Source organism: Promicromonospora iranensis, assembly GCF_028994775.1.
GTDB classification, from domain to species: Bacteria; Actinomycetota; Actinomycetes; order Actinomycetales; family Cellulomonadaceae; genus Promicromonospora; species Promicromonospora iranensis_A.
Genome location: NZ_JAJQMN010000005.1, coordinates 274,294 through 286,824 on the forward strand (window position 1 = coordinate 274,294; position 12,531 = coordinate 286,824).

Annotated in this window: 12 protein-coding genes; 5 read left to right on the forward strand and 7 right to left on the reverse strand. The window is 69.9% G+C overall.

Features of this window, described 5'->3' with window-relative positions; all coding sequences use genetic code 11:
• Positions 1 to 75: 75 nt before the first annotated feature.
• Positions 76 to 639 (reverse strand): TetR/AcrR family transcriptional regulator, encoded by a 564-nt coding sequence (locus tag LUU90_RS11195; protein WP_275003501.1) that lies wholly within the window; start codon positions 637 to 639, stop codon positions 76 to 78.
• A 57-nt stretch (positions 640 to 696) separates the two neighbouring features.
• Here LUU90_RS11195 and LUU90_RS11200 point away from each other — a divergent pair, with 57 nt between their 5' ends.
• Both LUU90_RS11200 and LUU90_RS11205 read left to right on the forward strand, forming a co-directional pair.
• Positions 697 to 1,338, forward strand: a complete 642-nt coding sequence (locus LUU90_RS11200) for an NAD(P)-dependent oxidoreductase (protein WP_275003502.1) — start codon at positions 697 to 699, stop codon at positions 1,336 to 1,338.
• Entirely contained in the window at positions 1,335 to 2,255 is a 921-nt protein-coding gene (locus tag LUU90_RS11205) for an SDR family NAD(P)-dependent oxidoreductase (protein WP_275003503.1), read from the forward strand. The genes LUU90_RS11200 and LUU90_RS11205 overlap by 4 nt, the downstream gene beginning before the upstream one ends.
• A 7-nt stretch (positions 2,256 to 2,262) precedes the next feature.
• Here the strand turns inward: LUU90_RS11205 and LUU90_RS11210 are convergent, their stop codons facing one another.
• Positions 2,263 to 3,045 carry a MerR family transcriptional regulator gene (locus LUU90_RS11210; protein WP_275003504.1) on the reverse strand — a complete coding sequence of 261 codons (783 nt, stop codon included), beginning with the start codon at positions 3,043 to 3,045 and terminating at the stop codon, positions 2,263 to 2,265.
• Positions 3,042 to 3,872, reverse strand: a complete 831-nt coding sequence (locus LUU90_RS11215; RefSeq protein WP_275003505.1) for an alpha/beta fold hydrolase — start codon at positions 3,870 to 3,872, stop codon at positions 3,042 to 3,044. Before LUU90_RS11215 ends, LUU90_RS11210 begins: the two co-directional genes overlap by 4 nt.
• A 142-nt stretch (positions 3,873 to 4,014) precedes the next feature.
• Between LUU90_RS11215 and LUU90_RS11220 the strand changes: the two genes are divergently transcribed.
• Positions 4,015 to 4,275 carry a GlsB/YeaQ/YmgE family stress response membrane protein gene (locus LUU90_RS11220; protein ID WP_275003506.1) on the forward strand — a complete coding sequence of 87 codons (261 nt, stop codon included), beginning with the start codon at positions 4,015 to 4,017 and terminating at the stop codon, positions 4,273 to 4,275.
• Positions 4,276 to 4,494: 219 nt separating this feature from the next.
• On the opposite strand, the gene LUU90_RS11225 is transcribed toward LUU90_RS11220, so the two are convergent.
• The 3 genes from LUU90_RS11225 to LUU90_RS11235 form a co-directional block, all read right to left on the reverse strand.
• A complete protein-coding gene (locus LUU90_RS11225; protein ID WP_275003507.1) occupies positions 4,495 to 5,520 on the reverse strand; it encodes a fatty acid desaturase family protein in 1,026 nt (341 codons plus the stop codon).
• A 245-nt stretch (positions 5,521 to 5,765) separates the two neighbouring features.
• On the reverse strand, positions 5,766 to 6,824 hold the full coding sequence (locus tag LUU90_RS11230; RefSeq protein ID WP_275003508.1) for an ice-binding family protein: 1,059 nt from the start codon (positions 6,822 to 6,824) through the stop codon (positions 5,766 to 5,768).
• Between the two features lie 628 nt (positions 6,825 to 7,452).
• Positions 7,453 to 7,857, reverse strand: coding sequence for a nuclear transport factor 2 family protein (locus tag LUU90_RS11235; RefSeq protein WP_275003509.1), 405 nt, complete (start codon positions 7,855 to 7,857; stop codon positions 7,453 to 7,455).
• A 91-nt stretch (positions 7,858 to 7,948) separates the two neighbouring features.
• Between LUU90_RS11235 and LUU90_RS11240 the strand changes: the two genes are divergently transcribed.
• Together LUU90_RS11240 and LUU90_RS11245 are read left to right on the forward strand one after the other, a co-directional pair.
• The gene (locus tag LUU90_RS11240; RefSeq protein WP_275003510.1) at positions 7,949 to 8,317 is read left to right on the forward strand and encodes a winged helix-turn-helix transcriptional regulator; all 369 of its coding nucleotides are present in this window, start codon (positions 7,949 to 7,951) and stop codon (positions 8,315 to 8,317) included.
• A 199-nt stretch (positions 8,318 to 8,516) separates the two neighbouring features.
• Positions 8,517 to 10,850 (forward strand): rhamnogalacturonan lyase, encoded by a 2,334-nt coding sequence (locus LUU90_RS11245; protein ID WP_425596219.1) that lies wholly within the window; start codon positions 8,517 to 8,519, stop codon positions 10,848 to 10,850.
• A 93-nt stretch (positions 10,851 to 10,943) separates the two neighbouring features.
• Here LUU90_RS11245 and LUU90_RS11250 read toward each other — a convergent pair whose 3' ends face one another.
• Positions 10,944 to 12,380 carry an amidohydrolase family protein gene (locus tag LUU90_RS11250; protein ID WP_275003511.1) on the reverse strand — a complete coding sequence of 479 codons (1,437 nt, stop codon included), beginning with the start codon at positions 12,378 to 12,380 and terminating at the stop codon, positions 10,944 to 10,946.
• Between the last annotated feature and the right edge of the window lie 151 nt (positions 12,381 to 12,531).

Below are 12,531 nucleotides of genomic sequence, written 5' to 3' on the forward strand. Positions count from 1 at the left end.
GTGGACCGTCCCTGGCCACGGCGCGGCTTCGACCTCTACCCCGGCTCGTCGGGATGCTACGAGTTGTCGAGAGGGTCACCTCCATGTCCCGACGGCGTTGACGGCGGCCTCGACGAGTTCGGGGTCGACCGCGCCGTGCTCGATGGTGCTGCGGTAGTGGAGGGGGCCGATGGCGAGCGCGGCGGCGGACCGGGGGTCGGTCCTCAACGTGACCTCGCCTCGCTTCTCGGCGTCGTCGAGGGCGGCTGCGAGGCGCTCGGTGAGTGCGGACGCGAACCGTTCCCGCCGGGCGTCCATGTTCGCGTCCCACAGTGCGGTGTTCGCGAGGGTGGTGGCCACGGCACGCACGGCGTCGTGCTCGAGCTGGCGCGCCATCGTCGTGAGCTCGGTGCGCATCCAGTCCCGGGTGGGGGCGGTCGGGGCGCCGAAGAAGGACATGGGGACCGTGGTCATGGCCTCGCTGAGGAGCTGGTCGCTGCGGGGCCAGTGCCGGTAGACGGTGGCGCGGCCGACTTTTGCTCGTTCGGAGACCTGTGCGTGCGTGACCGCGGTGGGTCCGTGCTCCAGGAGCAGCTCGCGCGCGGCGTCGAGGATCGCCGCCCTGCTGCGTAGGTACCGCGGATCGGTCTGGGATGCCATGGAGCCAGCCTATGAGACGTCTTGACTCACAGTCCACGTCGGTGCCACGGTGTAGCTATGAGACAAGTTGTATCGAAAGTTCTGAGGATCGCGGTCCTCGGGGCAACCGGCGGCACGGGCCGCCATGTCGTGACCACCGCCGTGGAACGTGGCCACGAGGTGATCGCCCTGACCCGTCGGGCAGGCTCGTTCGAGCCTGGACCCCGGCTTCTCGAGGAGGTCTGGGACGATCTCTCCGACGCCGACACGCTGACCAGTGCCTTCGCCGGGGCCGACGTCGTGATCAGTGCGCTCGGTGGTGCGAGCAAGGGCCCGACCACGGTGTGCACGGAAGGCACCCGCACAGCCGTGGCCGCCATGGACGCGGCGCGCGTGTCGCGACTGATCGTCGTGAGCGCTCACGGCGTCCTCGAGACCCATGACCGGTCGCTGTACTCCCGCGCGGCGTGGGCCGGCGTCGGCGAGAAGCTGAAGGACAAGGAGTCCATGGAGCCGCTCATCACCGGCTCGGGGCTGGAGTGGACGATCGTGCGCCCGCCGAACCTGACGGACGCCGCGGCCGACGGCGCGTACCGGGTCGGGACTTCGCTGCCGATCCGGCTGTGGAGCTCCGTCAGCAGGGCAGACCTTGCCGCATTCCTCGTCCACGAGGCGGAGACCGCCCGGTTCGTCCGCGCTCTCCCGAGGATCCACCGGTGACCGCGCAGCCGGCACCGGTGCCACAGGTGGCCGTGGTCACCGGTGCGACCGGCGGGATGGGCCGGGTGATCGCACTGGAGCTCGCCCGTTCCGGGATGCACGTGATCACGGTCGCCCGAGAGCCGCGCAGGGCCGACTCTCTCCGCGAGCAGATCGAGCGGGAGGTGGGCACCGGCCGTCTCGACGTGGTGCCCGGCGACCTCTCGCGCCGGGACGGGGTGATCGATGCCGCCGCCGCGGTCCTCGCCCGGTGGTCAGCTGTACACGTCCTGGTGAACAATGCCGGGGCGCACTTCAGCGAGCACCGGCTCTCCCCGGACGGCGTGGAGCGGCACATCGCCGTCGACTACCTCGCCGCTCACGGGCTGACCCTCCTGCTCCGGGAGGCGCTGGAGCGCGGCAGGGCGCGCGTGGTGAACGTCGTCTCGGACACGGTGCGCGATACCCGGCAGGTGAAGCTGCTCGGCCGCCCGCGCCCCGCCACCATCAGCGCGGACCAGCTCAGCGACCTCACCCGGCTCAACCCCGCCGACGGCTTCGTGCCCTTCCACGCCTACGCGCGGGCCAAGCTGCTGACTGTCATGGCGGGGTACGACCTTGGGCGCACGCTCCAGCACCAAGGCGTCACCGTCAACGCGGTACACCCGGGAATCGCCGCGACCAACATCGTCGACGATCTCGTGCCGCCCGCCCTGCGACCGTTCCGCGGGCTGATCCGCCGATTCCTGCTCACCCCTGAACAGGGCGCCTCGGCTGCGCTCCGCCTGGCCATCGACCCGGCGCTCGCGGGCGTGACCGGGCGCTACTTCCTGCGCGACGTCGACACCCGCACCCCGCCGGTCTCGTACGACGTCGACGCGCAACGGCAGCTGCGCGCGACGAGCGATCGCTACTTCCTTCCCGCCCGCCCGAGGTGAACCGTCGTTACTGACGAGGGACCGGCACGCCGGCGGCGCGGAGCTTGTCCTCGACGAGCGCGGTCAGCCGGGCCGACGTCGGCCACTCCTCCTGGCCGTGGGTGTTGACCATCCCGTACCGCGCAGCCGTGTCGGGCTGGGACCGGAACTCCGCGGGCATCGCCAGCAGCTCGGGCTTGGCCAGCAGGTTGTCGGCCAGCGCGGAGGCGAGCTCCGCGATCCGAGGGTCGTCCGGCTCCCAGGACAGCGCGTCCCAGCTGCGCTGGGTCAGGTCGACGAACTCGGGATCGTCGAGCCGGTGCTCCAGCTGGGTCACGAAGCTGTCGAAGCCCTCCGGGACCAGCGCCCGGAACAGCACCAGCGCCTCCCGCTGGCCCGCGACGTAGTCGGGGTCGAAGCCGAGGCCGGGCATCCGGTCCAGGACCGCGCAGGCACGGTCGGGGAGCAGCGCCCGGTCGTCGGAGAGCCGGTGCAGCGTGTCGCGGCGGGCGACCAGGTCGTCGATCCGGTCGGTGAGGCGCTGCTCGACGTCGGAGAGCGCCGCGGCGAACCGTTCGGCGTCGGCGTCGAGCAGCGTGCCGATGTCGGCGAGCTGGACGCCGGCGGCGGCGAGGGTCCGGACCTGCACCAGGCGCAGCAGGTCGTCCGACCCGTACCGGCGGTACCCGGAACTGTCCCGTTCCGGCTCCTCGACCAGACCGAGCTTGTGATAGTGCCGCACGGTCTTGATGGTGACGCCGGCGAACGCCGCCGCCTGGCCGATGGTGATGCCTCCCGCCGACCTGTTCATCGCCCGGGCCGACCCTGCGCGCTCTCGGTGGCGGCCAGCTCGCGCACGACGGTGGCGACGGCGGGGGAGTCCTTGCGCAGGATGCTCCCGTGGTTGCTGGCCACCTTCGCGCCCACCTTCAGGTTCGGGTTACGGATCAGCAGCGGTTCGAGGGTCTTGCGCATCTGCTCCTGCAGGTCGTCACGGCTGCCCACTGCCTCGCCGGAGGCCACAACGTACCGGACCGGGACCGGCACTGTCTCGAGGATCGGCGTGAGGGCGGCGTGCAGCAGGTGGGCCTCGATGGCGACCTCCACGTGCTGCTCGCCGGAGAAGCGCGCGGCCATCCCCAGTCGGCGGGCGAGCGGCAGCATCAGCCTCATCCTGCGGAACACCTTCCGGATCTCCTCGTGCTCGGCGTCGGTGGTCCAGCCGACGGGGTAGGGGCCGTCGACGCCGACCACGCCCAGGGTGCGTTCCGGGTGACGGTTCGCCCAGTGCACCCCCAGCAGTGCACCGTACGACCAGCCGACCAGCAGCGCCCGGTCGACACCCCGGGCAGCGAGGATCGCGTCGATGTCGCGGAGGCAGGCCTCGAACGAGTAGTCCGCCGACTGCCCCGACCCGCCACGGGCGCGCTCGTCGAAGCTGATGTGACGGTAGCCGCTCCCGAGATCGGCGATCACGCGCTTCCAGTGCCGCTGGGAGGCGTACGAGCCGTTGAGGTAGACGACGGGGACGCCGGTGCCGCCGGTGTCCGTGACGGCCAGGGCCGTGTCGTCGACAGGGACCATGCCGGTCCAGGTCGAGCTGGTCGCGTCGGTCGGGTTCGTGTGGTGGTTGCTCATACGACGAGCGTCCACCTTGACCTCAGGTCAAGGTCAAGCGGTTCTCGTCGGCCGTGCAGATCCGTTCCGGGTGGCGAAGGGTGACCGGCCCTGCAAGTGTGAGTTGCAGTCAACACGGCTGACGAACGGAGGACTGATACCCATGATCGGTTTCATCGTCGCAGGTCTGGTCATCGGCGCCCTGGCGCGCCTCTTCAAGCCGGGCAAGCAGAATCTGGGGCTGGTGGCCACGCTCCTGCTCGGGCTGGCGGGGTCGGTGATCGGTGGCGTCATCGCCAATCTGCTCGGCACCGGCGACATCTTCGAGCTGAACGTCCTGGGCTTCATCGTGGCGGTGATCGCGGCCGTTCTCCTGATCGGCGTGGCCGAGAGCCTGGCCGGCCGTCGCAAGGGAAGTGCCTGACGACGCCCTTGGTCGGGTGAGCCACTGCCTGTTCACCGGGCGTTCTGTGCGCAGTACGGACCGTGCCCTCCAGAAGCCGGTGCTGCCTGCTACCAGGTGGTCGTGCGCGGTGACCGGTTCGACGACCCGGCCACCCGCGATCGTCTGCAGGCCGCGTTCGGCGTGGTGTGGCGAGGGATGGCGGCGTGAACCCGCTTGCGGACCTGGGCTCGCGTCGCTTCAGCCCCGGAACCGGCGCACGAGCGGGCAGGTGTAGGGGTCGCGGTTCTTGAGTCCCACCTGGTTCAGGTAGGCGATGATCGTGCGGAACGCTCCACCGAGCGAGGTCTCGGTATACGGGATGTCGTTCTCGGCGCAGTACCGGCGCACGATCTGTCGCAGGGCGGGCAGGTTCGGACGGGGTGCCCGGGGGAACAGGTGGTGCTCGACCTGGTACTCCAGGCCGCCCATGAAGAAGTGCACGAGCGGTCCGCCGCGGACGTTGCGGGACATGTAGATCTGCCGGCGCAGGAAGTCGATGTCGGCGTCGTGCGGGACGGTGGGCATGCCGATGTGGTTGGGGGAGAAGGCACCGCCCAGCAGGAACCCGAACACGGCGACCTGCACGACGACGAAGGCGACCGCCATCCCGGGCGGGAGGACGAGGAACAGCAACGCGAGGTAGCCGAGCACCCGGATCCCGACGAAGAGGATCTCGGTCCACCGGTGCGCGACGCCCCTGCCCGCGAAGATGGCCCGGAACGAGCTGACGTGCAGGGAGAAGCCCTCGAAGAGCAGCAGCGGCAGGAAGTAGTAGCCCTGGTACCGGCTCAGCCGCGCGGCGAGGCCGGTGCGCTCGTCGGTCACGTCCGGCGTGAAGGACATCACCCCGGCCCTGACGTCGGGATCCACGCGGTCCTTGTTCGGGTTCGCGTGATGGCGGTTGTGCTTGTCCACCCACCAGCCGTAGCTGAGTCCGGTGAACAGACCGGAGATGACACGGCCTGTCCATTCGTTCCAGCCGCGCGAAGCGAAGATCTGCCGGTGGGCCGCTTCGTGCCCGAGGAACGCGAACTGCGCCATCGCCAGGCCGAGCAGGGCTGCCAGGAGCAGCTGGTACCAGGTGTCACCCAGCATGGTCACACCGACCAGGATCGCCACCGTGAACAGTGTCCAGAACAGCATCATGGTCCAGTAGAAGCCGTATCGGCGCCGCACCAGGCCCGCATCGTGGGCCTCGGCCGTCAGCTGTCGAAATGCTTCCACGTACCGGTGACCAGGTGCGGTCGTCCTCTGGGGCGTCGTCGGCGTTCGAGCGGAGCGAGTGGGCATGGCTCTCGTCCTTCGTGTCGGCAGCGGCTTGGCATGAGGGCGGCTGTTCACCGTGCGAGGCTAAACAGATGGCCATGCACTCGCAATCTCATGTCCCGTGCTGCGACACCGGGAAGTCCGGCGTGCGCCTGCGGGGCGGTCGTGGTGGTTCGGTCAAGGCCACCACGACCGCGCGCGTGTCAGGGCCTGCGACGGTGTATCCGGAGGCTGGTTGCGATGAGGCCAACTCCGGCTGCGATCGCAGCGAGTGACACGGCGAGCAGGGGCGCATTGACGGACGGCCCGGTCGCGGCGAGAGTGTCCGGACTCCGGTCGCCTTCGCCAGTTCCGTTCCCGTTGCCGTTGCCGTTCCCGTTCCCGTTCCCGTTCCCGTCGCCCGGACCGCCGGGGGTCCCGTTGTCATCGCCGGGACCGCCGTCTCCGGGCGGAGTCGGGGTGGGGGGTCCGGTCGGGCCGTCGGTCGGCGGTGTGGTGGGACCATCTGTCGGTGGCCCCGTCGGGTTGTCCGTGGGCGAAGGGCTGCCTGTCGGCGGCGGCGAGGACGGCGGAGTGGTCTCACAGCCGCTCCGCCTGAAGACGTTGGTGTCCAGGGTCACCGACCCGTTGCGAGCCAGGGCGCGCCCGTCCACGGTGGTGCCGGTGGTGACGCTGATCGATGTCAGCGCCATGATGGTGCCTACGAATGTGGTGTCCGTGCCCAGCGTGGCCGAGCTCCCGATCTGCCAGAACACGTTGCAGGCCTGCGCGTCGTTCAGGAGCGCGACGGTGCTGTCGCTCGCGGTCGTCAAGGTGGATCCGACCTGGAATATGAACACTGCGTCCGGGTCGCCCTCGGCGTCGAGGGTGAGCGTCCCGGTGAGCCCGATCGAGCTGGAGGCGTTGTAGACCCCCGGCTCAAGGGTGAGCCCGCCCAGATCGCCGGAGATGCTGGCGTCGGGCGCCTGGCCCGCGGCGTCGTTGTACGCGGTGACGAGGTCGCTCTGCGCCTGGAGCGCGTGGGCATCCGCGGCGTGTGTGTCGCCCAGGGCGAGGCCGGGTGGGAACCCTGTGATCGCCGTACCCGGGCTCACGCCGACATTGTGGGAAAGGACCGAAGGCCCGGTGTTGGTGACGGTCTGGCCACCGAGCACCGAGTACGTGCCGGCGGTGCCGAGGTCGACGGGCGTGCCGATCGCCCACGCCTGCTGCGTCGCGAGCACAAGTGTGAGTGAGCCGCCCAGTGCAAGGGCCGTACCCATGGCAGCGCGTCGGGGCGAACGTGGCCGTGTGGTCGCCTCTCCGCGCTGGACTTTATGCTTTCTCATGAAAACCCCTTCCGGTCCTCTGAACCACGGAGACGCAATCGCGCATTGTGGATGCGTTGGACACTACGCAGAGGTGGATGATTGCGCGCCCGGAACGGTGTCAATTCAGGATCATTTTGCTCGCTGAGGGTGGTCTCGCCGATTCTGGGCAACGTGGCGTTTCGGACTGGAAATCGCGGCAGTGGTCCCAGGGGTCGCGTGTATCGTCTTGCGTGTTGCCATCACAATCGAGATTGACCTGCGAGAATGTGGCTCGGGGATATCGCCGCGCGAGATCAGATGCCTCGGGAAAGTGTTTTTCCTGCCGGTAGATTATGCGACATCTCAGGTCATTTTGATCGCCGCCGAAGCCGAGGGTGAAATTTTCGGCTGGTGCGTTTCGCGATCGCGGCGCCCGCTCTGGGTTGGACAATGCATCCCATGGTGTCAAGGGACGCGCGAAGGGTCGAGAAGGGTGAAGGCGCCCGTCCTGGAAACGCCTTGAACCGCGAAGGGAAAGCGCCGCGATCATATTCGCCGCGGCGCCCACCCCACGCCGGACGGGCGGCCGGGGGTAATGGGCTCAGCCCTTGCCCCAGAAGGCGTCCTCGGCGTCCTGGTCGGCCGAGAACAGCCACATCTCGACGATCTTGTCGCCGTCGACGCGCAGCACGTCCACGCCGTCCATCGACATCTCGGCGCCCTCGCGCCTTCCGGCGAAGTGCGCCGGGATCGTCGCCAGTGCGCCGTTGACCATCGGCGCGCCGGTGAACGTCAGTGCGAACGTTCCCTCCGATGCCGCCATCATGCCGCCGAGCATCGCGGCCACGGACGCGGCGCCGTCGTGGTCACCGGAGAACTGGTTGGCGCCGGGCTGGTGCCACTGGATGTCGTCGGCGAAGAGGGCTGTTCCCGCCGGGATGTCGCCGGAGGACATCGCCGCGTAGTACCGCTGGGCCACCGCTGCGGTGTTGACTGACTCGCTCATCTGACTCTCCTTGGTGCGTGGCTTCCTTGTTCGCCTATAGTCACTATTCGAAACCAGTCACCTCAACGTAACCGATGGAGCCTCGTGACCCATGTCATACGAACCTGACTGGAACGTGCTCACCGCCACCTGTCCTTCGCGCACGTCGCTGGCGCGGATCGCCAACAAGTGGACCGCGATGATCGTGATCGTCCTGGGTCGAGGGCCGACGCGGTTCCGGGACTTGAAGGGCGCCGTCGAAGGCATCAGCGGGAAAGTCCTGACCGAGACGCTGCGGGACCTGGAGCGCGACGGGCTGGTCAACCGGTCGGTCTACGCCGAGGTTCCGCCTCGTGTCGAGTACGAGCTGTCCGACCTGGGGCGGACGCTGCACGCGCCGCTGAGCGCACTCGGACAGTGGGCGGAGGCGCACATCACGGAGGTCCTCGACGCGCGCGAGCAGTACGACCAGCTGCGGTGAGCCGCACGGTCGGGGGTGGACAACGCTTACCGATTCGTGTTTTATCGATTCAGTCGGTGGGCGCCGGACTGCCGAGATGCCACGCACCAACGAGGGTGCGCCACATCTCGCTTGCTCGCCCGGCCGTCTCGGCGTGGCTCGACCGGGCGACGCCTCGCGAACGACCGCACGTGCGATGGCGCATGGAGGGAACGAGCGAATGAGAACCAACCGAACGGGAAAGAACAGAGCGACAACCTGCGCGGTGGCTGCCGTGATGGCAGGGCTGCTGGCCGCCACGGGCTCGACGGCGACCGCCGTCGAGCCGAAGAGCGCCCCGGCATCCGGTGGTGCACAGCTGGAGGATCTGGGCCGCGGGCTCGTGGCCGCACGCACCAGCGAGGGCGTGTTCCTGTCCTGGCGCCTGCTCCGTGCTGAGGTCACAGGTCACACGGATACCGGGATGGCCGGCCCGGACTTCGCCGTCCACCGGAACGGGAAGCGGATTGCCACCGTCACGGACTCGACGAACTACCTGGACACCGCCGCCGCGGCCGACGCCGCCGACGCCCGCTACACCGTCGCGCCCGTGATCGACGGCCGGGCCGGCCGGCCCAGCGCGCCCGTCACCGCGTGGGCCGACGGACACCTCGACATCCCGCTGAACAAGCCCGCCGACGGCGTCACACCGGCGGGGGAGAGCTACACCTACTCCGCGAACGACGCCTCGGTCGCGGACCTGGACGGCGACGGCGAGCTCGAGATCGTGCTCAAGTGGGATCCCTCGAACTCCAAGGACGTGTCGCAGAAGGGCTACACCGGCAACACCTACCTGGACGCCTACGAGCTCGACGGCACCCAGCTGTGGCGTATCGACATGGGCGTCAACATCCGCTCCGGCGCGCACTACACCCAGTTCCCCGTGTACGACTTCGACGGGGACGGCCAGGCCGAGCTCATGGTGAAGACCGCCCCCGGCACCACGGTGACGACGTACCGGAACGGGAGACCGGCCGCCGAGCGGTACGTCCCGATCTCGAAGCGCGACCGCAGGGCCGGCGTCACGAACCAGGACGACTACCGCTGGAGCGCGGCCGACTACGCCGACCACCTGGTGGGCACGTTCCAGGGCTGGAGCGATGAACCGGAGGTCCGCAGCGGCCAGTGGCCCGCCACGCTCGAGGCGGCGTTCGGCATCGAGCCGCGGTACGACTACCCGCTCTCCGAGGACGACGCCCGAGCGCTGGCGGACTACTACATCGACGAGTGGGCGCCGGCCCGGTCGAACCGCAACGACCTGCGCACGTTCGAAGGCTTCGTCCTGACCGGACCCGAGTACCTCACCGTCTTCGACGGCGGCTCCGGCCGCCCGCTGGACACGGTGGACTACGAGCCCGGCCGCACGGACGACGGCCTGCGGTGGGGCGACTACGAGTGGTCGCGGATCGAACCCGGCAACCGGGTGGACCGGTTCCTGTCGGGTGTCGCCTACCTGGACGGCGAGCACCCCTCGGCGATCTTCGCCCGCGGCTACTACACGCGCGCCGCGATCGTCGCCCACGAGTGGGACGGCCGGCGGATCACGACCCGGTGGACCGCGGACTCCGGGTTCAAACCGATGAGCAACCCGTTCGACGACAGTGCCAACAAGGGCGTACGGCCCGACCCTGACAACGAGCTCACGCAGCTGTGGGGCCAGGGCTTCCACTCGCTGTCCGCCGCGGACGTCGACGCCGACGGCAGGCAGGAGATCGTCTACGGCTCGGCCACGCTCGACGACGACGGCACGCTGATGTACTCGTCCTCCGACACGCTGCCCGAGGGCTCGTCCGCTCCCGGCACGGTGGCGAACCTGGGGCACGGGGACGCCATGCATGTCTCCGACATCGACCCCGGGCGCCCCGGGCTGGAGATCTGGACGTGCCACGAGGGAGGAGCCGGAGTCCCCTACGGCGCGGCCATGCGGGACGCCGCCACGGGCGAGGTGCTGTTCGGCGCGTACACCGGCGTCGACACCGGACGCTCGATGATCGGCGACGTGCGCCCCGACGTGCCCGGGCTCGAGGTCTGGTACAGCCGTCAGGCGGGCGACGACCGGCCGCAGGCGGCCGGGCTGCTCAGCGCGACGGGCCGATCGCTCGAGGAGTCCGGCCCGGGCCTCAACCAGAGCATCCGCTGGGCCGGCGACGGCACGACACAGGTGGTGAGCGGTGACCGCGAGGAGACGCCGACCATCGAGGACTGGTCACGCGGCACCGTGCTGACCGCCGAGGGCACGCGCACCAACAACTACTGGAAGGGCAACCCCTCGCTGGTGGCGGACGTGCTCGGCGACTGGCGCGAGGAGATGCTGGTGCGCACCGAGGACTCGTCGGCGCTCCGGTTGTACCTCTCCACCGAGGTGAGCGACATCAAGATGTACACCCTGCTGCACGATCCGCAGTACCGCGTCGAGGTGGCCAGGCAGCAGACCACCTACAACCAGCCCGCGCACCCGGGCTTCTACCTGGCGTCCGACACCGACTGGTCGCAGGTCCCGATCCCGGGGAGGTAGGCGCACAGAGGTAGGTCCGGCGGAGGAGGTGCTGGACGCGCTCGCGGCCGCTGAGCGGCAGGCCGTGAGCGCGTTCGCCGCTCAGTCCGCCCCTCAGTGGCGTCCGGGAACGGACAGCGCTGCCGCGCCGTCGCCTGCCCGCGTGAGGATCCCGTCGCGGGAGGCGTGCACGCTGCGCCGCAGCTCGGCGACGTCGACTCCGACGAGCTCGCCGTCCCACTTGCGCACGCGCCCCCCGACGAACACGCCGCGGACGTTGCGCGGGTCGGTGCCGAGCACGAGGGTGCCGACGGCGTCGTTCAGGGGCATGTTGTTCACCGCCTCGGCGTCGACAAGGACCAGGTCGGCCTGCTTGCCCGGGGTGACCGAGCCGGTCACGTGGCCGAGCCCGTTGGTCCGGGCGCCCTGGAGGGTCGCGAAGTCGAGGACGTCGCGCGCGGTGATGCGCCGCACGTCGGCGTCCGTGCCGTAGGCGGCGTTGACCGCCCGCATCCGCTGGATCGCCAGCAGCGCACGCATCTGGGTGAACATGTCGCTCACGAGCGCGACCTCGACGTCGATGCTGAGCCCGGGACGGATGCCCGCGGCAAGCGACTCGTCGACGGCGGGGACCGCGGTCTCGAGCCCGATCTGCGCATCGGAGGTGGGGGCGAGAGAGACGGTGGCGCCCGTGTCGCCCATGGCCTTCCAGGCGTCCGCCGTCAGGCCGGTGCTGTGGATCAGTGTGGTGCTCGGGCCGAGGATGCCCTGGCGTGCCCACTCCAGCACCGCGCGGGAGGACGGCTCGCCGAAGACGGCGTCGACGCTCACGCCGATGCCGAGCTCCCGCGCGACCTGCGCGAGCCGGGGCCCGTACGCGATCTCCGGCCCGGCGATCTCGTCCGTGGCCAGGGCCGCGACGCGCAGGGTGAGCAGCTGGTCGTCGGTGGGGAAGTAGGTGGAGCGCAGCCGGGTGAGGTCAGCCGGCCACTGGTGGTCCCAGTCGCCGAAGTGCGGGCCCATCGAGGCGTGCACCCCGCGGATCCCCGAGTCGGTCAGGGCGGCGATGGCGCGGTCCGAGTGCTCCGCTGTCCGGGAGTTGTGCGCGAAGTCGAGCATGCAGGTGATGCCGCTGTCGAGCGCGGTCAGGGCGGCCAGACGTGTCCCGACGTACACGTCCTCGGGGGTCAGCACGGGGGCGACGCCGCTGAGCGTGGAGACGACATACTCCCCGAGGTCGTTCACGTCGGGGATGCTGCGCCGCAGCGTCGCCTCCCAGGCGTGGCGGTGCGTGTCCACCAGACCGGGTGCGACGATCGAGCCCTCGGCGTCGATGACGACGGCGTCGTTCTCGGCTCCCTGGGCGGACAGGTCCGGTGCCACCGCGGCGATCCGGCTGCCCGCGATGAGCACGTCGCCTCGCGGCAGGTCGGGGAGCGCGGGATCCATCGTGACGACGTAGGCGCCCTTGACGAGGATCCGGCGGTGGTCGTCGGCGGCGCTCCGCAGGACGTGGTCCGAGACGGCGCGGGCGTTGGCGGGGGAGTTCATGGGGGTGTCCTTCCGGTCTGTGGAATGCCCCCATCCTTGGCGGCCGCTCCACCGCCGAACCAGGTCGCCGCGCACCCAGGAAGCGCGCGGCAACCCTACGGCCTGCGGCAGCCTCCGGGGAGTGACCAGCCCTCTCACCGTCCGGCTGACC

Coding starts and splice junctions, on each gene's coding strand:
- LUU90_RS11240 (WP_275003510.1), top strand. CDS start 7,949: ATGTCATACGAACCTGACTGGAACGTGCTCACCGCCACCTGTCCTTCG.
- LUU90_RS11245 (WP_425596219.1), top strand. CDS start 8,517: ATGAGAACCAACCGAACGGGAAAGAACAGAGCGACAACCTGCGCGGTG.
- LUU90_RS11200 (WP_275003502.1), top strand. CDS start 697: ATGAGACAAGTTGTATCGAAAGTTCTGAGGATCGCGGTCCTCGGGGCA.
- LUU90_RS11220 (WP_275003506.1), top strand. CDS start 4,015: ATGATCGGTTTCATCGTCGCAGGTCTGGTCATCGGCGCCCTGGCGCGC.
- LUU90_RS11230 (WP_275003508.1), bottom strand. CDS start 6,824: ATGGGTACGGCCCTTGCACTGGGCGGCTCACTCACACTTGTGCTCGCG.
- LUU90_RS11210 (WP_275003504.1), bottom strand. CDS start 3,045: ATGAACAGGTCGGCGGGAGGCATCACCATCGGCCAGGCGGCGGCGTTC.
- LUU90_RS11195 (WP_275003501.1), bottom strand. CDS start 639: ATGGCATCCCAGACCGATCCGCGGTACCTACGCAGCAGGGCGGCGATC.
- LUU90_RS11235 (WP_275003509.1), bottom strand. CDS start 7,857: ATGAGCGAGTCAGTCAACACCGCAGCGGTGGCCCAGCGGTACTACGCG.
- LUU90_RS11250 (WP_275003511.1), bottom strand. CDS start 12,380: ATGAACTCCCCCGCCAACGCCCGCGCCGTCTCGGACCACGTCCTGCGG.
- LUU90_RS11215 (WP_275003505.1), bottom strand. CDS start 3,872: ATGAGCAACCACCACACGAACCCGACCGACGCGACCAGCTCGACCTGG.